This is a genomic window from Rahnella victoriana (assembly GCF_004330295.1).
In the GTDB taxonomy this organism is placed as follows: domain Bacteria; phylum Pseudomonadota; class Gammaproteobacteria; order Enterobacterales; family Enterobacteriaceae; genus Rahnella; species Rahnella victoriana.
In genome coordinates this window covers 267903-286524 of the sequence record NZ_SJOJ01000002.1, presented here as the reverse complement: position 1 = coordinate 286524, position 18622 = coordinate 267903, and the positions used below count along the sequence as shown (strand labels likewise).

At 53.1% G+C, this 18622-nt stretch carries 18 protein-coding genes and 1 pseudogene; 8 read left to right on the top strand and 11 right to left on the bottom strand.

Features of this window, described 5'->3' with window-relative positions; translation table 11 throughout:
- Positions 1–124 precede the first annotated feature (124 nt).
- Positions 125–1303, bottom strand: coding sequence for a mannose-6-phosphate isomerase (gene manA / locus EYY67_RS03045; RefSeq protein ID WP_131692802.1), 1179 nt, complete (start codon positions 1301–1303; stop codon positions 125–127).
- A 270-nt stretch (positions 1304–1573) separates the two neighbouring features.
- Between manA and fumC the strand changes: the two genes are divergently transcribed.
- Positions 1574–2971, top strand: coding sequence for a class II fumarate hydratase (gene fumC, locus EYY67_RS03040; RefSeq protein WP_095922050.1), 1398 nt, complete (start codon positions 1574–1576; stop codon positions 2969–2971).
- A gap of 59 nt (positions 2972–3030) precedes the next feature.
- On the opposite strand, the gene tus is transcribed toward fumC, so the two are convergent.
- The gene (gene tus / locus EYY67_RS03035) at positions 3031–3966 is read right to left on the bottom strand and encodes a DNA replication terminus site-binding protein (RefSeq protein WP_095922049.1); all 936 of its coding nucleotides are present in this window, start codon (positions 3964–3966) and stop codon (positions 3031–3033) included.
- 180 nt (positions 3967–4146) lie between these two features.
- Between tus and EYY67_RS03030 the strand changes: the two genes are divergently transcribed.
- Positions 4147–4710: a DNA-3-methyladenine glycosylase I gene (locus tag EYY67_RS03030; protein ID WP_095922048.1), complete on the top strand. Its 564-nt coding sequence runs from the start codon at positions 4147–4149 to the stop codon at positions 4708–4710.
- Positions 4711–4728: 18 nt separating this feature from the next.
- On the opposite strand, the gene EYY67_RS03025 is transcribed toward EYY67_RS03030, so the two are convergent.
- Positions 4729–5691, bottom strand: coding sequence for a GlxA family transcriptional regulator (locus EYY67_RS03025; RefSeq protein WP_131692801.1), 963 nt, complete (start codon positions 5689–5691; stop codon positions 4729–4731).
- A 115-nt stretch (positions 5692–5806) separates the two neighbouring features.
- On the opposite strand from EYY67_RS03025, the gene EYY67_RS03020 reads away from it, so the two are divergent.
- A complete protein-coding gene (locus tag EYY67_RS03020; RefSeq protein ID WP_095922046.1) occupies positions 5807–6448 on the top strand; it encodes an HD domain-containing protein in 642 nt (213 codons plus the stop codon).
- 44 nt (positions 6449–6492) lie between these two features.
- On the opposite strand, the gene yqfB is transcribed toward EYY67_RS03020, so the two are convergent.
- The 5 genes and pseudogenes from yqfB to EYY67_RS03000 all read right to left on the bottom strand — a co-directional run bounded on the left by yqfB (position 6493) and on the right by EYY67_RS03000 (position 10009).
- Positions 6493–6798 (bottom strand): N(4)-acetylcytidine aminohydrolase, encoded by a 306-nt coding sequence (yqfB, locus tag EYY67_RS24440; protein WP_165497937.1) that lies wholly within the window; start codon positions 6796–6798, stop codon positions 6493–6495.
- A gap of 42 nt (positions 6799–6840) precedes the next feature.
- Positions 6841–7944 (bottom strand): annotated as a pseudogene (locus EYY67_RS03015) (Fic family protein); the annotation flags it as partial.
- 95 nt (positions 7945–8039) lie between these two features.
- Entirely contained in the window at positions 8040–8777 is a 738-nt protein-coding gene (locus EYY67_RS03010; protein WP_131692799.1) for a metallophosphoesterase, read from the bottom strand.
- A gap of 140 nt (positions 8778–8917) precedes the next feature.
- Entirely contained in the window at positions 8918–9277 is a 360-nt protein-coding gene (locus tag EYY67_RS03005) for a cupin domain-containing protein (RefSeq protein ID WP_131692798.1), read from the bottom strand.
- Positions 9278–9403: 126 nt separating this feature from the next.
- Positions 9404–10009: a transglycosylase SLT domain-containing protein gene (locus tag EYY67_RS03000; RefSeq protein WP_131692797.1), complete on the bottom strand. Its 606-nt coding sequence runs from the start codon at positions 10007–10009 to the stop codon at positions 9404–9406.
- A gap of 219 nt (positions 10010–10228) precedes the next feature.
- Here EYY67_RS03000 and EYY67_RS02995 point away from each other — a divergent pair, with 219 nt between their 5' ends.
- A complete protein-coding gene (locus EYY67_RS02995) occupies positions 10229–11206 on the top strand; it encodes a GlxA family transcriptional regulator (protein WP_119827402.1) in 978 nt (325 codons plus the stop codon).
- 78 nt (positions 11207–11284) lie between these two features.
- A complete protein-coding gene (gene gap / locus EYY67_RS02990; RefSeq protein ID WP_131692796.1) occupies positions 11285–12295 on the top strand; it encodes a type I glyceraldehyde-3-phosphate dehydrogenase in 1011 nt (336 codons plus the stop codon).
- Positions 12296–12416: 121 nt separating this feature from the next.
- Here the strand turns inward: gap and EYY67_RS02985 are convergent, their stop codons facing one another.
- Complete coding sequence (locus EYY67_RS02985; RefSeq protein WP_095922040.1) at positions 12417–12830, bottom strand: VOC family protein; 414 nt, start codon at positions 12828–12830, stop codon at positions 12417–12419.
- Between the two features lie 194 nt (positions 12831–13024).
- Between EYY67_RS02985 and EYY67_RS02980 the strand changes: the two genes are divergently transcribed.
- The 3 genes from EYY67_RS02980 to EYY67_RS02970 all read left to right on the top strand — a co-directional run bounded on the left by EYY67_RS02980 (position 13025) and on the right by EYY67_RS02970 (position 16518).
- Positions 13025–13483 carry a MarR family winged helix-turn-helix transcriptional regulator gene (locus EYY67_RS02980; RefSeq protein ID WP_095922039.1) on the top strand — a complete coding sequence of 153 codons (459 nt, stop codon included), beginning with the start codon at positions 13025–13027 and terminating at the stop codon, positions 13481–13483.
- A gap of 188 nt (positions 13484–13671) precedes the next feature.
- Positions 13672–15417: an MFS transporter gene (locus EYY67_RS02975; RefSeq protein WP_095922038.1), complete on the top strand. Its 1746-nt coding sequence runs from the start codon at positions 13672–13674 to the stop codon at positions 15415–15417.
- A 48-nt stretch (positions 15418–15465) separates the two neighbouring features.
- Positions 15466–16518: an HlyD family secretion protein gene (locus EYY67_RS02970; RefSeq protein WP_095922037.1), complete on the top strand. Its 1053-nt coding sequence runs from the start codon at positions 15466–15468 to the stop codon at positions 16516–16518.
- Here EYY67_RS02970 and EYY67_RS02965 read toward each other — a convergent pair.
- Both EYY67_RS02965 and EYY67_RS02960 read right to left on the bottom strand, forming a co-directional pair.
- The gene (locus EYY67_RS02965; RefSeq protein WP_131692795.1) at positions 16508–17536 is read right to left on the bottom strand and encodes an isopenicillin N synthase family dioxygenase; all 1029 of its coding nucleotides are present in this window, start codon (positions 17534–17536) and stop codon (positions 16508–16510) included. The two genes, EYY67_RS02970 and EYY67_RS02965, sit on opposite strands and share 11 nt — an antisense overlap.
- A gap of 143 nt (positions 17537–17679) precedes the next feature.
- Positions 17680–18558: an NAD(P)-dependent oxidoreductase gene (locus tag EYY67_RS02960; RefSeq protein ID WP_131692794.1), complete on the bottom strand. Its 879-nt coding sequence runs from the start codon at positions 18556–18558 to the stop codon at positions 17680–17682.
- Positions 18559–18622 lie beyond the last annotated feature (64 nt).

The following is an 18622-nucleotide window of genomic DNA, read 5'->3' as shown; positions in this document are numbered from 1 at the left end:
TTATGAAATGTCCCGAAAATAAAAAACGCCTTCCGGCGTTATTAGTTTCTTCAGTGTAGCTGAATCAGCAAAAAAATCATCAAAATGGGGCAGTTAGCCCCGTTTTGTTTAAGCAAATGATCATTTAACCGAGTGTATTGAAGACCCGTGCGATCCGGCCATTGCCGCTGACATTCACCGGCGATTCGCTGGCAGACAGGTAACAGGATTCACCAGGGTTCAGCACCCGTGTTTCCTGGTCTTTTACCAAAATGCTCTGGCCTTCGATACAGAAAACAATCGCTGCACTGTCCTGCTCCAGCGTCTGAGGTTGTGCAGACAGGCTGTGGATCGAAAACGCAAAGTCTTCGACCGGAATAGGGAAGTTGAGTTCCGCGCCTTTCGCCACCGGCGTGGTCAGCAGCTCTCCGGCGGGCTTGGCGTTGAATTTCAGGTTCGCCAGCAGTTCCGGAATGTCAATGTATTTCGGGGTCAGACCGGCACGCAGCACGTTATCAGAGTTCGCCATCACTTCCAGCGAGACACCTTTCAGATAAGCATGCGGGGTTTCGGCATACAGGAACATGCCTTCGCCCGGTTGCAGCGTAATCACGTTCAGCAGCAGCGGAGAGAACAGACCGCTGTCGTCAGGATAGAATTCGCCAATACTGCGGACGGTGTCCCACGGCTCGCCGTGTTGTTCATCCAGCACGGATTTCAGCACATCCAGCGCGCGGGATTTATCTTCACCTTCGAGACTCAGTAAGCCCGCAAACAGGGCGCGCAGGTGATCGACATCCGGGAAGTTGAGGAAACTGGCGATCAGCGGATGCGCACCGGCGACCGGTTGCAGCAGGGAAACAATGTCGCGCAGCTCGCGGAAACCGTTCATCGCCTGGAAAGGCGTCAGGGCGTAGACCAGTTCAGGTTTATGGTTCGGATCTTTGTAGTTACGTTCAGCCGCGTCCAGAGGAATTCCGGCGGCATTTTCTTTGGCATAACCTATTTCAGCGGCACCTTTACTCGGGTGAACCTGAATGGAAAGAGGCTGATCGGCGCAAAGCACTTTAAACAGGAAAGGCAATTCGCCAAAACGCCTGGCGACTTTTTTACCTAACTGCTCATCGGGGCTGGCGGTGATTTGATCACGCAGGGAAATCGTCTGACCACTGGTATTCTCAACCTGAGAACTGCTTTTCGGATGGGCACCCATCCACAATTCGGCCATCGGACGGTTCTGCGGATCGGTGATCCCGTAGAGTTTTGTCAGCGCGTCTTTGCTGCCCCAGGCGTAGTTTTGTACACCGTTATGCATCTTTTGCATTGCTTCATCCTGAATAGAAAATATTGCGCCTAGTAGACAATGACAAAGCAGGGTTTACAACATTGAAGCGCTAAAAAGTGCGATGAAAGGGCAATTTCGGAATGGGGATCGGTTCGAATTATACGTCTGGCTTATATGTCACTATAATCTATTGGCCGCGACAGGATGCGTGGGAGCGCGCGCGGTATTTTACAACACCTGCAGAATCCGCTTTTTTATCATAAAGAGCACCGTAAATTGCATCGTAAATAAGCAGCTAAGGAGACAGTAATGGCAGCTATACGCATTGAAAAAGACTCAATGGGGCCAATTGATGTTCCGGCAGATAAGCTATGGGGCGCGCAAACACAACGTTCCCTCGAGCATTTTCGTATTTCCTCTGAAAAAATGCCCACGGCGCTGATCCACGCGCTGGCACTCACCAAACGCGCGGCAGCCAGTGTCAATATGGATCTGGGACTGCTGCCGGAAGAGCGGGCCAACGCCATTATTGCCGCCGCCGATGAAGTGCTGGCTGGCAAACATTCTGCCGAATTCCCGCTGTCCATCTGGCAGACCGGTTCCGGCACCCAGACCAACATGAACATGAATGAAGTGCTGGCCAACCGGGCGAGTGAAATTCTCGGCGGCGTGCGCGGGGAAGAACGTAAAGTTCACCCGAACGATGATGTGAATAAAAGCCAAAGCTCGAACGATGTTTTCCCGACGGCCATGCACGTCGCGGCGGTGATTGAACTGCGCGAAACGTTGATCCCGCAACTGAAGGTGCTGCATAAAACACTCTTCGACAAAGCCACAGCCTATCGCGACATCGTAAAAATTGGCCGTACGCATTTACAGGACGCCACACCGCTGACACTTGGGCAGGAGATTTCCGGCTGGGTGGCGATGCTGGCGCACAGCCTGACGCACATCGAAAACAGTATTCCGCATATTGCCGAGCTGGCGCTGGGCGGCACGGCGGTCGGTACCGGGCTGAATACCCATCCGGAATACGCGGTGCGTGTGGCAAAAGCACTGGCTGAACTGACCGGACAGCCGTTTGTGACGTCACCGAATAAATTCGAAGCGCTGGCCACCTGCGATGCGCTGGTTCACGGCCACGGTGCGCTGAAGGGGCTTGCGGCGTCACTGATGAAAATCGCCAACGATGTGCGCTGGTTATCTTCCGGCCCGCGTTGCGGCATTGGCGAGATCTCGATTCCGGAGAACGAACCGGGCAGTTCCATCATGCCGGGCAAAGTGAACCCGACGCAGTGCGAAGCCATGACCATGCTCTGCGCGCAGGTGCTGGGCAACGACGTGGCGGTCAATATTGGCGGCGCATCCGGTAACTTTGAGCTGAACGTGTTCCGTCCGCTGGTGATCCACAACTTCCTGCAATCTGTCCGTTTGCTGGCGGATGGCATGAGCGGTTTTAACGAGCATTGCGCGGTCGGTATCGAACCTAACCGTGACCGTATCACGCAACTGCTGAATGAATCGCTGATGCTGGTGACGGCGCTGAATACGCATATCGGCTATGACAAGGCGGCGGAAATCGCCAAGAAAGCCCATAAAGAAGGGCTGACCCTTAAGGCGTCGGCGCTGAAACTCGGTTATCTGACCGAAGAACAGTTCGACGAATGGGTGCGTCCGGAAGCAATGGTAGGCAGCATGAAGGCATAAGTAGCATATTGCTGATGATGACATGAGGTCCGGGAAACCGGACCTTTTTTCTGGCTGATTTATAAAGGATGATCGGTATAAAGGTGCAGGCGTTTAATCAGCAGACTCAGCGGCTGCGACTGCGGTTTATATTTGTGTTTGATCATCGTGACATCATAATCCGGCAATACTCCCAGCTTCGGTACCTGCATCATTGGCGAACGCAGACATAACGCAATCAGGGGCAGCGGGCAGGGATGTTGCACCTGTTTCTGACTGTTGCGATACCACACGCGGGCAATGGGTTGCACTTTCACCGGTCGTTTAAATTTCAGCGCCGCATGTTCCGGCAGTCGCTTCACATCATTCATTTCGCGGTTAATATTCTCCATCCATTGCTCCCGGGTATAAGGCGAGACCGCCCGTCCGGCATTCAGGCTTTTTTCCAGTTGTGCCAGCACTTCATCGCGGGTCACATTTTTTATAATGTGCTTATTTGCCCAGCCAAAGCGCACGGAGTCCGGATCATTCAGCCAGGTCACCGAACGGTAAGCATTCAGGGTGATCAGACCGCGAAGGTGGGTATGCACAAACTCAAAGCGTTGTTCACGGGCAAGACCCGATTCAACGGTGACAATATGTTCCAGCTCGGCTTTGAGTTTATTCACTTCTTCTATCAGCAGCAGGGCGGACTGATGTTCCGCAGGATCAACGGCATAACACAGCACGCCGGGCAAGCGTACTGCCGATTTACTGCTGACATTTTCATTATTATGATGAATGAACAGGCGCTGAAAATGTTGTAACGCCAGTGTTTGTGCGGCTTCACCGGTGTGCGGTGTCACGCTGATTTTATCCGCAGGATTATGCTCTTCACCTTTCACTATTTCGGGCAGGGCAAAGACCCGTGCCTGCAATAATTCCAGCTGATTCAGGAAATTCCCCAGATCGTGCAGTGCCAGTTCAAGCTCATTAAAACAGCCGTTCATCCGGGCAATCAAATCATAATCCGCCATACATCCTCCAGTTAGTTACAACATACAGTGTAGGCCATAATCATAAAACGTGCACACCTTAATCATGGGGAATTCATCAAATTCAGTGAGATAGTCGTCAGGCAGGGTGGAAAGCAAGTTTACCACTTCAGGCCGGATATCGGGTTAGAATAGCGAAACTTCTTCCATCGTGAGTGCGCTATGACCGACCTTATCCGCTGCCCCTGGGGCACAACTGACCCCATGATGATCGCCTATCATGACAATGAATGGGGCAAGCCGGTTCGTGACAGCCGCGCATTGTGGGAAAAACTGATGCTGGATGGTTTTCAGGCCGGGTTATCCTGGCGCATTGTGCTGAAAAAACGAGACGCATTGCGGCTGGCTTTTTGCCAGTTCGAACCTGCAAAAATCGCCGGCTTCACGGAAGAGGACATCGAAAGGCTGGTAAATAACGCCGATATTATCCGTTCGCGAAGCAAAATCACGGCGGTGATTAACAACGCCCGCGCGTACCTTGCTATGCAGCAGGCAGGGGAAGATTTCGGTGAATGGATCTGGGCGCAAATCGGCGGAAAAGCGATTCAGCATAGCGGGCCGGTGCCCACGAAAGATGCATTGTCAGAACGCATTTCGAAAGATCTCAAAAAGAGGGGATTTAAATTTGTCGGCCCGACCATTGTCTATGCCTGGATGGAGGCTACCGGCCTGATTAATACCCATCATCCGGCGTGTTTTCGTCGGGCACAGGTGGCCGTTTTATAGCAAAAACACCGTGTTTATTCAGCGGGTGTGATGCTTTTTATATTGTGACGGTGTCACAGAAAGCTGCCGCACAAATGCCCGTCGCAGCACATCAACACCTGAAAACCCGCACTGTGCCGCAATTTGTTTGATGGCCAGTTCCCCGGATTCCAGCAGCGTTCTGGCATGAAATACCCGCTGCTGTTCCAGCCATTCCGCCGGGGACTGCTTCAGTTCCTGATTGAACAACCGTGTCAGATGCCGGGCGCTGATGCCCATATGCCGGGACAGACTTTTCACATTATGCGGCTGATCCAGTGAGTTCATCACCCAGCGTTGTACATCCTGCAGGGCGGAACGCCCGCTTAGCGATGCCTGACCATGACGGCTGAACTGTAACTGTCCGCCCGGACGTTTAAAGAACATCACCAGCTGTGCGGCGACATCCAGCGCAGTTTCCCGACCGAGATCTTCTTCCACCATATGCAGGGCTAAATCCAGCCCGGACGTCACCCCCGCTGCGGTGCGTAGCCTGCCGTCAGCAATAAAAATGGCATCTTCCTCAACATTCACCCGCGGGTATTGCGTCCTGAGCTGACCGGCGACCGACCAGTGCGTGGTGACGTGACAATCGTCGAGTAATCCCGCAGCGGCAAGTAACAGCGCGCCCGTACACACGGAGCCAAAACGCCGGGATTGCAGACTAAGCCGACGAATATCTTCTTTCAGCATTTCATCGGTGATGAAGGGGTCCAGTACCGGTGCACCGGCAACCAGAAAGGTATCGGCAGGCGACGAAAGGGCGGAGGACAGGGAGATATCCGCCAGAAGTTTTGCACCGGACGAGGTTGGCACAACCCGATCTTCGCTGACGGCCATCACGCTCAGTTTATACACCTCACGGCCGCGCTGCTGATTGGCTTCGGCGAAAACGTCCAGCGGCCCCGAGACATCGAGCAACTGCACGCCCGGTACCGCAAGAATGATGATGTGTTTTGCCATTGAAGGGTTTCCTGTCGCAGATTACGGTTATGTCTCATATCGTCTTGATGCGACGATTGATGACATTCATCCTGCCGCTTATCCTGATTTCATTCAAGCCAACAGGAGAAACATTATGACGCTGAACATCAATGGCATTCGTATTCCCGACAGTAAGATGGCCCGCGAGGCGACTGAACGGGTCCGCGACACAGAAACTGATTTACTGTTTCATCATTCCAGCCGTGTGTATTACTGGGCAGCCCTGGCCGGGCAGCAACGTCAGTTAAAGGTCGATCTTGAACTGCTTTATATTGGCTGCATGTTTCATGACATGGGGCTGACTCATGAACATTGCAGTTGTGACAAACGCTTTGAAGTTGACGGGGCGAACGCGGCCCGTGAGTTTATGCAACAGCATGGCGTCAGCCCGCAGGATATCGACAAGGTCTGGACGGCAATTGCGCTGCATACCACGCCCGGGATCCCGGAATTTATGGATCCGGTCATTGCGCTGGTGACGGCCGGTGTGGAAATGGATGTGCTGGGGATTAATTATCAGGGTTACAACGATGATGTCCGTCACGCCGTGGTGGACGCCCATCCACGGACACCGGCCTTCAAGGAAGACATTATTCAGGCATTTTATGACGGCATCAAAAACAAACCAGACACGACATTCGGCAACGTGAAAGCTGACGTTATAGCCGATAAAGATCCCGGATTTGTCAGAGGGAATTTCTGCTCAGTGATCCGAAATTCACGCTGGAAAGGCTGAAGAAAAGGGCGCGCGGGGAAGGGAATCCGCCGCGCGCTGCATCCTCAAAGCAGGCGAAATTCAATCATAAACAATTCTTTCAGCCCCGGATAAATCTCGCTGATCACCTGTTTCAGCTCCGCGAGAGTCATGTTTTCCTGCGCGGCATGTTGCTCATTCAGCGCATCGAAATGAACCGGTGTGACTGCAATAACCTCAATGTTGCAGAAAAACACCCCGTCTTCATAACGGCTGACACGTACCTGATCGCCTGCGTTAAAATCTGCGTCGCTGGCTTCACGCAGTGTGATCGTTTTGCGTCCGGCAAGGATGTCCGTTTCAAAACGGCCGTAAAAAGTGATGTTTTTCATGAGTTTTCCTGCGTTGATACACGAGAAGTTCCGGTTGATGGTATAGCGGGTGCTGCGCCCGCCGGTGGCTGATTTTATCAGACAACCAAGAGAAACGAGATCGGCCAGATGCCGTGTTGCCGTGGCCTTACTGACTTTGGCGACTTTCTGATACTGGCTGGCATTTATGCCTTCTGAAAAACCTTTCTCTCCGCCATCGAGTAAGCGGTTGAGGACTTTTCTCTGTTCATCAGAGAAATGACTCGCGTGGTAAATCTGCCAGAACCGAGATTTCTCCAGGATCTGATCAATGCGCTGGATTGCTGTATCCATCGTGGTTTCAAGCATTTGCAAAAACCAGCTGAGCCAGCGGGTCAGATCCATGCCTCCGCGCTGGGTGGCTTCAAGAACATCATAATATCCGCTGCGGTGACGCAGTATGGCCTCCGACATGGCATATAAACGGACGCTGTCATGATCGGCCTGAAACAGCGCCATGTCCGTCAGTGCCCGGGTGATCCGTCCGTTACCATCTTCAAACGGGTGAAGCGTAATGAACCAGAAATGGGCTATAGCAGCCCGAAGCAGCGGATCCAGAGCCGGTCGGTCGAATGACTGGTTATACCATCCGATAAAATGCTGAAGTTCTTCGGTTAATTGTTCACGGGGAGGCGCCTGGTAATGCACTTTCTCATGCCCAATCCGCCCGGAAACGACGCGCATTGTCTCCTCGCCACGCCATTGCCCCCGCCTTAAATACAACGGGGCTGGCTCGGGGAACAACCAGCAATGCCACTGGAACAAACGGGTTTCTGAAAGCAAAGGATTATGGGGATCAAATACATCCATCATCATTTTTGCCAGACCTTCCGAACGTTCCGTCATTGTGCCCGCCGGGTGTTCCGCAAGTCCCAACCGTTTTGCCAAAGACGAACGAACAGAACGGGCATCGGGCCGTTCATTTTCGATTTCAGAAGAAGAAAGAATGTTGCTCAGCATGGCTTCGAGCGAATACTCAGTGGCTTCATGCCCGGAGCGGGATTCGACTTTACCCACCAGTTTGCCCATTTTCAGGCGAGTCTGCCGCAACATGGGCTGGATAACATCGTCATCCCAGTTCAACTGTGGCCAGTCAGATTTTTGCCAGATCCATTGTTGATTATCCATAACGGGAAACCTGTGAGCCGAATAGAAAGTCTATTTGGCTCATTATACGAGCCGAATGGAGATTGTAAACGGTTCAATAATCCTCAGTGATGGCATTAAAGAAGAACAGGGTGGGTGACCAGTTCGCCGTCAGCGTAGCGGTGGATCATAAATGACAGGCAGTTGTTCACCGGAGGAACGATGTCGGAGCCAAACCATAACGGGTTTTCCGGACAGAGTGATCCACAGATATAAGCCGGGATTCCGGCCAGGTTTCCCGCCATTGGCCGGTGAACATGACCCGAGGTGATTGCCAGGGGTTTTCGCGGATGGTCAGATAAACACTCAGCCAATTTTGCCGCATCAAGACACATTATCTGATCTAAAGGCGGTATGCCGCTGCGGATAACCGGATGATGCATAAAAAGAATCGATGCTGTGGGACCGTCAGTGGCCAGAATATCGGTAAGCCACGGAAGATGTTCGCCGACCGATCCGGCAGCGCTATTTCTGAGGGTGGTATCAAGGCCAATAAGACGAAGCTCACCGATGTCTGCAACAAAATGCAGAGCGCCATGGGTTGAGGTGTGATTCCAGTAGTGACCATCCAAAACGGACTTCATCACTGCGCGGTCATCAGAATTACCAGGCAGGATAAAAGATGGAAAGGTTCTTTCGTTAAGTTTACCTGCAATGATCTCATAACCATCAAACCAGCCGTCGTCAATCAAATCGCCGGTCAGTACAAGGGCGTCCGGCGACATGAGATCCAGCCATGCCAGGGCGCGATCAAGTCGGGTGAGGTTATCGTTATGTTCATGAGCATGGATGTCAGACAACTGAGCGATGATCACTAAAAAACCTCCTGAAAGGATATGTGCGGCCGGATACAAGGTTAATGTAGAAGATATCAGGTAGATAATCAAAGTGCGTATAATGTATATTATGTTAAATAAGATAAAGAGCTGCGCACCAGACCTTTATTCTTCCTGTATCACGCCTCACCCGCCCCTTTGTCTCTGTCATCATCATAGTGAATGGCCAGCCATAAGGTGGTTTCATCAGGATCTGTCCATTCGACACGGTGTCTGCATAACGACGGGATATTCACGAAGTCGCCTGATTTCATGATCCGCACTTCTGTTTCGTTTTCGATTTGCAAACCTGCCGAACCTTGCAGAACCAGCACCCACTCATTTTGCGGCTGACAATACCAGAACCCCGGCGGACTGGCCTGTCCGGTCGACACGATCCGCTCGATACGCAGACCTGGCCGGGTCAGCAAATCTTCAAAGGTTTCTTTTTCCCGGTCGCCTGCTGCCTGAGGAATGTCTCTGAACATATTGTCCGGCATTCAAACCCTCCGTTTGCACTGAATCTGACATTTCAACCTGATCGCGCTACGTCGATTCTGAGAATCAATCAGTACCGTAGTACTGCAAAATTCACGTAGCGCATCCATTTTTAACACGCTTAAAGGTTATAAACCGGCGTACGCCTTCTCAACTTTCGCCATGTATCTGGGTGCCTGCGCCGCAGGATGATACTGACGCACATGCCAGTTAAAGGCATCCGGCGTCAGCTGGTTGATCATCTGAATGGCCGTTTGCCGGTTACTGGAAAAAGTACGCAGTAACGCACCGGCGCCATTGGCATATGCAACTTCGGTGGCGTAACGCCGTGTCAGCGGATCATTGATCCAGTTTAGCTGCTGCCGTTGTAATGCGCTGATATAGGCGGTGCCCAAATCAATGTTGGTTTCCGGATCCAGTAAATCGTCATCATCAGGACAACCCCGTTTGCCTTTATAACGGTATGCGTCACAACCACTGGTCGAGGCTTTCAATTGCATCAGGCCGATGGCATTTGAAGGACTGACGGCTTCCGGATTGAAACCGGATTCGACCTGAATAATCGCTTTAACAAGTTTACGATCGACTTTGTATTCATCAGCGGCATCCTCGATTTCATCATCAAAGGCATGCGTATCGTATTTTTTATAATGAGGTTTGCTGGAACAGCCAGCCAGAATCATCAGCATGACCAACATGCTGAATTGTAATGGTTTTTTTAATGTTGAAATCATAATCTTCCAGGGTTGATATGAGTAATTCTCCGCGCTGATAAGATACCGTTATCGTCACTTCCGGTCATGCAGTAATGCGTACTTTTTGGCAGTCAGCCTGTGCCAAAAATGCGGAATCCTGTCCGGGCGCCCTGCTTTTATGTTCATCCGCTGGCTGACGATGCGGATAAAAGCATCAAGCGGTTTGACTTATTTAATACAGATTGTATTTTTAATGCCATGAACACATTTCTGATTATCGTCCCCGACGGGGGCATGTTATTCGAAGCGGCAGGCATTGCCGATATCCTCATGCAGGCCAACCGTCTGTTGCCACCCGATGCGTCCGGTTCGCCGTATCAGGTCACGGTGGCGACGACGCAACCGCACCGCGTGGTACACGGCGTTTCCGGCCTGAATCTGCTGGCCGACCACCGGCTTTGTGACCTTGACCCGACGCTGCCCCGTGACACCATTATGATCACCGGCAAGGGCCTGACGGATGAAGAAGGCTCCGGCGTGGTTGACTGGCTGAAACAGGCAGCACCCTATGCCCGCCGCGTGGTGTCTGTTTGTGGCGGTGCCGTATTGCTGGCGAAAACGGGATTGCTGAACGGTCGCCATGCCACCACACACTGGCGATTGCTGGACGCGTTGCAGGCTGAATACCCGCAGATCGTGGTCGAACGCGGGCCGTTATATGTTCAGGACGGACCGGTCTGGACATCCGGCGGCGTCAGTTCGGGGTTCGACCTCACCCTGGCTCTGGTTGAAGATGACCACGGTTTCAGCCTGGCCAGAGATGTCGCACAGGATCTGGTGATGTTTCTGCGGCGTCCGGGTGGACAGTCGCAATTCAGCCGCTATCTTTTGAATCAGGCCAGTGACGGCCCCATCCGCGAACTTCAGACATGGCTCATGCAGAATTTGACCGGTGACTTATCGGTCGAAAGCCTGGCAGAACGCGTGGCGATGAGTCCGCGAAACTTCACGCGGGTCTTCACCCGTGAAACCGGCATCACTCCCGCCAAATACGTGGAAGAAGCGCGACTGAGCGCCGCAAGACAACTTCTGGAACAGACGACGCAAAGCATCGGGCGGATCGCCCTTTCCACCGGCTTTGGTGGCGGGCTGAATTTGCGCCGTGTGTTTGAAAGAAATTTACAACTGACACCCAAAGAATACAGAGAACGTTTTTGTTCACGCATGTTGGCGTAAATTGATCTTTTATTGTCATTTACGCCATATCTCCTTCGGACTAAATTAATCGTAAGTCAGATAACTAAGGAGTTCATCATGGTCAAAGTAGGTATCAATGGTTTCGGCAGGATTGGGCGGAATGTGTTGCGCGCTGCACTGGGGCGTGATGACTTTCAGGTGGTGGCGATTAACGATCTTACCGACAGTAAGACCCTCGCGCATCTTCTGAAATATGATTCCCTGTCCGGCACCTTAAAGGCAGATGTTGAAGCGGGCGAAGGCCAGCTGCTGGTCGATGGCAAAACGGTACGAGTCTTTTCAGAAAGAGATCCGGCGGCTATTCCGTGGAGCAGTGTCGGCGTGGATATTGTCATTGAAGCGACCGGCTTCTTTACTGAAAAAGCCAAAGCTGAAGTGCATATCACCAAAGGCGGAGCCAAACGCGTGATCATTTCCGCACCGGCCAAAAATGACGACATCACTATCGTGATGGGCGTTAATGACGGCGAGTACGACCCGGCAAAACACAAAGTGGTCAGCAACGGCAGTTGTACCACCAATGGCCTTGCCCCTGCCGCGCAGGTTCTGCATCAGACCTTCGGCATCGAGCACGGTTTGATGAACACCACACACGCTTACACCAACAGTCAGGCGTTACACGATCAGCCTGAAAAAGATTTGCGCGGTGCGCGTGCGGCGGCTGTTTCTATCGTGCCTTATTCCAGCGGCGCCGCTAAAGCCATCGGGAAAGTCATCCCTGAACTTGACGGACGGATGACCGGTTATTCCCTGCGTGTGCCGGTTCCTGTCGTATCCATCGTCGATTTAACCGTGAACCTGAAACGTGAAGCAACGGTGGAAGAAATCAATGCCGCGTTCCGTAAAGCTGCTGAATCCGGTCCGCTTAAAGGCATTCTGGGCTACAGCGAAGAGCCGCTGGTCTCGAGTGATTACCGTGGCGACCCGCGCTCTTCTATCATCGACGGGCTGTCAACGCTGGTGATCGGCGGCAAACTGGTTAAGATTCTAGCCTGGTATGACAATGAATGGGGCTTCTCAAACCGTCTGGTGGATCTTGCCCTGTTAATGGAAAAACGCGGTTTATAAGATCCTCTTTTCCTGCCAGAATAATGACAGACACCGCCGTATGGCGGTGTTTTTTTATGGCTTGCAGACTGTCACCCTGTTTAAAGAAATAAATTGTATGTTGTAACTAATATAATGACTTTCACTCTTCCTGCGGGCCGATTTTCATAAACGGGTTGTAGGCGATTTCCCAAAGATGTCCGTCCGGATCGGCGAAGTAGCCCGAATATCCGCCCCAGAACACTTTCTGCCCCGGCTTGATGAGTTTGCCTCCGGCTTTTACGGCCTGAGCCAGGATCGCATCCACTTTGGCTTCACTGGCGACCGTCTGCGCCAGTGCGACACCGCGAAAACCTTGCCCTGCCGCGCTGACTTCTGCGTCTTTTGCCAGTTCTTCCCACGGAAAAAGAGACAGCCACGCCCCTGCCAGTTCGAAGAAACTGACCCCGTCGGAATCGATGACGACTTTGGGAAAGCCGAGTCCGTGCTGATAAAATTCAGTCGCCACCGCTAAGTCTTTAACGCCCAGCGTAATCATGTTGATGACCGGTTGCATCGTATTTTCTCCATAAGAGGGATAAAGGAAACGTCAGAAAAACAGACTAACGGGTTTCTGAAAACCCTGCTGCGACGCCTCTTCCACTTGTCTCAAAATGTTAACAGCGGCCTGCCTTTTCTGGTAAATGTTGCATATCGTGCTACTCTGACGCCATAAAAAACCTGCTTACGCCCCGTCGCTGAGGATCGCCTTTGACCACATTACACCGCCGCCCGGAAGCCACCTCGCCTGCCGTCCGTTTCCTGCCTGAAACCATCCATATCGGTCGTCAGCTGCGAACCTATTGTGATGCCCGATTCAAAACCATTGGTCTGACGCTGGCACGGGGTCAGGTGTTATTACACCTCGAAGCCGCCAGGGGTCGCCTGCCTCAGGGCGAACTGACATCGTTGCTGGAAGTGGAACACCCCACCGCTATCCGCCTGTTCGACAGCCTTGCTGAGCTGGGGCTGCTGGAACGTTGCCCTGGTGAAACTGACCGCCGCTCCAAAGATATCAGGCTGACCGAAGCCGGTACCGAACTGGCCAATCAGGTTCGCAGCATGACGGATGATATTCTGATCCGCGTTATGGAAGGCATTCCGCAAAAAGATGTGGATATCGCCCGTGGCGTTCTCGCCAGTATCACTGCCAATATCGCCGCATTGTAGTGGCGTTTTTCTCCCGAATTCCCCCCCGCCATCGCCTGCACTAATCACTTCCGTTACTGATTTGTTATTCGTTATTTTCGTTTGTAAATATCACTGATATGAATAATTGGCTAGACACCGTTGAAACGCCTTATTACATTATGTAGCAAGCTACAAACTAGTTGGGTAATGACTTACAAGGCATAACGATGACGACGGGTTCTGATTCAGATGTCCGGCAGGATGCCGGTGAATTATCAACACGGGATGCATCACCACAAAAAAGCCAGCCTGCACCGCCCGAAGTACCGAAAGCCGATACGCCGCCCCCGGTGCCGCCGTCGCAGCATCACCCTTTTGCCGTTCAGGTCAGCACCTGGCTCTGGCAATTTCCGCGTTTGAGGATTGGGGTTTATGCGCTGGCGTCGCTGATTATCGGCATGACGCAGGGGCTGGGGATCAATCTGGTCAGCTCAAATCTGCCGGGCATTCAGGGTTCGCTGGGGATTTCCAATGTGGAAAGTTACTGGCTGGTCGCCGCCTATACCGCCACCAGCGTCACCGGTACGATCCTGTTATACAAAATTCGCACCCAGTTTGGTTTCCGTCGTTTCGGCGAGTATGGCCTGTTGTTTTTTGCCGTCGCCTCGATGGCGCAAACTTTCACGCATGATTTCCAGACTGCACTGGCCGTGCGGGCAGTGATGGGTTTTGCCATGGCGTCGCTCGGTCCGCTGGCGTTGTTTTATATGTTTGAGATTTTCCCGCCCGCCAAAAAGCTGACGGCAGGATTGTGTTTCGGGCTGGCGGGGAGTCAGATTGCCCTGCCGGTGTCGCGCATTATCTCGCCGCATCTGTTAGATCTCGGGCACTGGCATCAGCTGACGACGCTGGAATCCGGTCTGTCGCTGATCTGTCTGACGATTATCTGGATTTTGCCGCTGACGCATCCGCCCCGGGTGAAAGTTTTCGAGCGGACGGACTGGATCAGTTATCCGCTGATCGCCACGGCCGTGGCCTGTATGTCGGTGGTGCTGACCATGGGCCGCTATTACTGGTGGCAGGAAAAAGACTGGATTGGCGAAGTGCTGGTGGTCGGAATCATCGCGCTGACACTCTCTTTTATGGTCGAGCTGAAGCGTAAAAATCCGATCATTGATTTGCGCTGGCTGATGACGCCGGAAATGCTGCTGTTCACCGGCTCAATGTTGTTTGTGCGCATGCTGCTTTCCGAACAGACCACCGGCATGGTCGGCTTTCTGAATCTGGTCGGGCTGCTCAATGACCAACTGGTGACGTTGTTTTGTGTGATCCTCGGCGCGACTTTCGCCGGACTGGTGGTGGTCAGCATCATTCACAAAGCCAACCGGATTGTCTATATCCATCTGTTTTCCATAGCCCTGATCGCCGTCGCCTCGTTTATGGATGCCCATTCCACCGTGGATACGCGCCCTGAACAGTTTTATCTGACGCAGGGAATGATTGCCTTTGCCGGGGCGATTTTCCTGCCGACCTCACTGTGGCTTGGGTTTATCCGCGCATTGCAGTTTGGTCAGAGTCAGATCATCAGTTTTATTCTGGTGTTTCTCTCCACCCAGAACGTCGGCGCACAGGTTGGCAGCGCCTTCCTCGGGACTGTTCAGATCCTGAGGGAGAAATTTCATTCCAGCGCGCTGGTAGAAAATATCAGCCTGCAAAATCCGTTAGTGGTCGAGCGCGTTTCTCAATACAGCCATTTTCTGAAACCGGTGTTAAACGACGGCACGCAACTGAGCGCCGAAGGTCTGGCACAACTGAGTCAGAAAGTGACACAGCAGGCCGGATTGCTGGCCTACAACGATGTTTTTTTGGTGGTGTTTTACATGTCGCTGGGCTGTTTTGCCGTGCTTTGCGCGCACATTATTGTCGGACGGATCCAGACGAAAAGACGCGAAGCCACTGAGGCTGTCGCCTGAATCACTCGCTTTTACAGATGAACAAAAAAGAGTCACGCGGAAAAACTGATGAAAAATATCTTTCGTTATCCATCCATTATTGTGGTGCTTTGCCTCGGGATTATCGGGGTCATGATTGTGTTATACAGCTGGCAATTATTCCCCTTCAACTCACAGGTTGAAACGACGGATAACGCCTATGTGCGCGGTAATGTCACCCTGCTCAGCCCGCAGGTTTCCGGCTATGTCACCGACGTCAGCGTGCAGGATTTCATGGCGGTTAAAAAAGGCGATGTGCTGTTTGTGATCGACGACAGCACCTACCGTCAGGAGTTGTTACAGGCCGAAGCGGCCGCCGCACAGGCGAAGGTTTCACTGCAAAATGTGGAGCAGAATCGTGCATCGCGCGCTGCCAGCCTGCAACTGGCCGAGGCCGAACTGCAAAGTGCTCAGGCCACGCAAAGCAAGGCCGCGTTGGATACCGGTCGTAACGGACCGTTACTGGAGAAAGGGCTGGTTTCCAAAACCACCGGTGATGAACTTCACGCCGCGTTGCTGACCGCACAGGCCAATGTCGCCAAAGCCCGCGCCTCAGTGAATATTGCCCGTCAGGATCTGGCGTTAGTCGATACCAATAAGGCTTCGCTGGCGGCGGCGTTAAAGGCCGCAGAAGCCAAAGTTCAGGTGGCGCAAATCAATCTGCAACATACCAAGATCATTGCGCCGTCAGACGGGCAGCTCGGGGAAGTCAGCGCGCGTCTCGGGCAATATGTCAGTGCCGGAACACAACTGACGTCCATCACCCCCAAAATGGTCTGGGTAACGGCGAATTTTAAAGAGCGTCAGCTGGCGGGTATGGCGGTTGGCACACCGGCCTCTTTCACCGTCGATGCGCTGAACGATCATCCGTTTAAAGGCCACGTGGTGCGGATCTCGCCAGCGGCTGGTTCGGAATTTAGCGTACTGAAAGCAGATAACGCGACCGGTAACTTTACCAAGATTTCGCAGCGTATCGCGGTGAGGATTGAACTGGAACCGGGGCAATCGCAAAGTGAGCAACTGCGCCCGGGCATGTCGACGGTAGTCAGCGTCGATACCGCACAGGCACCGGTCAGCCCGTAATTTCAGCGCTGACAATGTCGGCGTAATAACGCTGCGCCACATCAGGATGTGAGCGCAGACGCCCTTTCAGATAGTTGAAACCCACGTCGCGGAATAACGGATTGAGCGGATCACTGGCCTCGCCCCGCGCTTCTTTTGCCAGACTGTCGGGCAGCGGAAATAACGGCACCACGGCATCCAGCTGCGCCCCGAGGAAAAAGGCCAGCGACAGGCGTTCACCGCCCTCTGGCGGCGACACCACGCGGTGCACGGTGGCCCGCAGATAACCGTTGGTGGCCAGCTCGAGCAACTCACCGATATTCACCACCAGCGTACCGGGAACCGGCAACGCATCCACCCACTGGCCTTCCTCGACTTCCACCTGCAAGCCACGCTGTTCATCCTGTAGCAAGAAACTGAGGAAGCCGGAATCCTTATGCGCGCCGACGCCCTGATTGCCACTGCTTTGCGCGCGTCCCGGATAGCGGATCAGTTTGATGTGTTCGTTGGGCTTTTCGCCATACAGCGGATCAAACGCCTCTTCGGGTAATTTCAACGCCAGCGCAAAGGCACGTAAAAGACGCAGCGACATCGCCGTCATTTCCCGTTGCCAGTGCAGCAATAACGGACGTAATTCCGGCAGCGCCTCCGGCCACTGATTAGGGCCTTGCAACCGCGCCCATGCTGGTGTGTCCGCGGTGACCGGCAATGCCGTACGCTCAGCCCCGAGATCAAACTGTTCACGCCAGTCCGGCTGACCCCGGGTAATTTCGGAAGCGGCACGGTTATAGCCACGAAAATGGGAGGAATTGATCATCGCCACCGCCAACTTATCCTCTTCCGGCAAGGCAAAAAATTCCCGCGCGACCCGCTGAACATCCTTCAGCAGTTGTGCGTCAACGCCATGATTTTTGAGATAGAAGAAACCAATTTCACGGGCGGCATAACGTAATTGTTCAAGGAATTCTTCACGCTGTTCCGGCGAGGCGGAAAACTGACTGAAGTCGATCAGCGGGATAAGGGTTGATGTCTGGCTCATACAGGCTCCGCAAGGATGTTATCTACATTACGCCACGCTAACACAGCGGCGGAACGGATAACCAATAGCCAGATGGACTGATTTATACGCAGGGGTTATGAATGATTTTTGTTAAAAGACTGCCCGTCCGTGGGCAGGACGATCTATTTGTTACCAAGGTAGCGATAAACCACCGCCAGATCCTGATCGCCATACCCGCCGTCGACCGCGCTTTGCCAGGTCTGACTGATACGTTTCATCACCGGTAATTGAAGATTTTTGCCTGCATCGAGGGCGAGATTAATATCTTTCAGCGCCCAGGTCAGCTGCATCTGCGGGGTGTAATCGCCGCTTTTGAACATCTCCATTTTGCCTTTGATATAAGGGGCCGCCAGCGGACCGCCTTCCAGCACATTCCACAGTTCATCGGCCGTGAACCCCAGTTCTTCAGCCAGTTGCGTGCTTTCCGCGATCCCTTCCATCATGGCGATCAGCCAGGCATTCACCACCAGCTTCATTTTCGATGCACGCCCGGCCTCACCCAGCCATTTGGTGGCTTTGGAAATGGCCGCAAACACCGGCTCAATTGCCGGTGCAGCGTCGCGATCGCCGCTGGCCAGTACCACAATCTGCGCCTGTTCGGCCGGTGCTTTGGTACCGGAAACCGGCGCATCAAGGAACACCACGTCCGGACGTTGCTGTTTGATCAGCGCAATCAGAGATCCCGTCCCTTCCACGCCCAGCGTGCCCATCTGGGCAATAATGCCGCCCTGTTTCAGACCGGCGAGCAAACCGTTATCGCCCTGATAAACCTCAAGAGACGTTTTGGCATCCGCTAACATGGTGATGACCACATCAGCGCCTTCAGCCGCTTCACGCGGCGTCTGCCCCAATGTCGCCCCGGCGGCAACCAGCGAATCTGCCCGCGTGGCGGTACGGTTCCATACGCGGGTGGTGAAGCCCTTTTTAATCAGGTTTGCGGCAAATGCATGCCCCATCGCGCCCAGACCCAGTACCGCGACGATCGGTTGTTGCTGACTCATGCCTTACTCCTTGTGTTAATAATAACGGTATCAAAAAGGCTAACACCGCCGTTCTGCTGGCGGT

Coding starts and splice junctions, on each gene's coding strand:
- EYY67_RS02985 (WP_095922040.1), bottom strand. CDS start 12,830: ATGCAACCGGTCATCAACATGATTACGCTGGGCGTTAAAGACTTAGCG.
- EYY67_RS03020 (WP_095922046.1), top strand. CDS start 5,807: ATGACGCTGAACATCAATGGCATTCGTATTCCCGACAGTAAGATGGCC.
- fumC (WP_095922050.1), top strand. CDS start 1,574: ATGGCAGCTATACGCATTGAAAAAGACTCAATGGGGCCAATTGATGTT.
- EYY67_RS02965 (WP_131692795.1), bottom strand. CDS start 17,536: ATGAGCCAGACATCAACCCTTATCCCGCTGATCGACTTCAGTCAGTTT.
- gap (WP_131692796.1), top strand. CDS start 11,285: ATGGTCAAAGTAGGTATCAATGGTTTCGGCAGGATTGGGCGGAATGTG.
- EYY67_RS03025 (WP_131692801.1), bottom strand. CDS start 5,691: ATGGCAAAACACATCATCATTCTTGCGGTACCGGGCGTGCAGTTGCTC.
- manA (WP_131692802.1), bottom strand. CDS start 1,303: ATGCAAAAGATGCATAACGGTGTACAAAACTACGCCTGGGGCAGCAAA.
- EYY67_RS02995 (WP_119827402.1), top strand. CDS start 10,229: ATGAACACATTTCTGATTATCGTCCCCGACGGGGGCATGTTATTCGAA.
- EYY67_RS02975 (WP_095922038.1), top strand. CDS start 13,672: ATGACGACGGGTTCTGATTCAGATGTCCGGCAGGATGCCGGTGAATTA.
- EYY67_RS03030 (WP_095922048.1), top strand. CDS start 4,147: ATGACCGACCTTATCCGCTGCCCCTGGGGCACAACTGACCCCATGATG.
- EYY67_RS02970 (WP_095922037.1), top strand. CDS start 15,466: ATGAAAAATATCTTTCGTTATCCATCCATTATTGTGGTGCTTTGCCTC.
- EYY67_RS03005 (WP_131692798.1), bottom strand. CDS start 9,277: ATGCCGGACAATATGTTCAGAGACATTCCTCAGGCAGCAGGCGACCGG.
- EYY67_RS03000 (WP_131692797.1), bottom strand. CDS start 10,009: ATGATTTCAACATTAAAAAAACCATTACAATTCAGCATGTTGGTCATG.
- tus (WP_095922049.1), bottom strand. CDS start 3,966: ATGGCGGATTATGATTTGATTGCCCGGATGAACGGCTGTTTTAATGAG.
- EYY67_RS02960 (WP_131692794.1), bottom strand. CDS start 18,558: ATGAGTCAGCAACAACCGATCGTCGCGGTACTGGGTCTGGGCGCGATG.
- yqfB (WP_165497937.1), bottom strand. CDS start 6,798: ATGAAAAACATCACTTTTTACGGCCGTTTTGAAACGGACATCCTTGCC.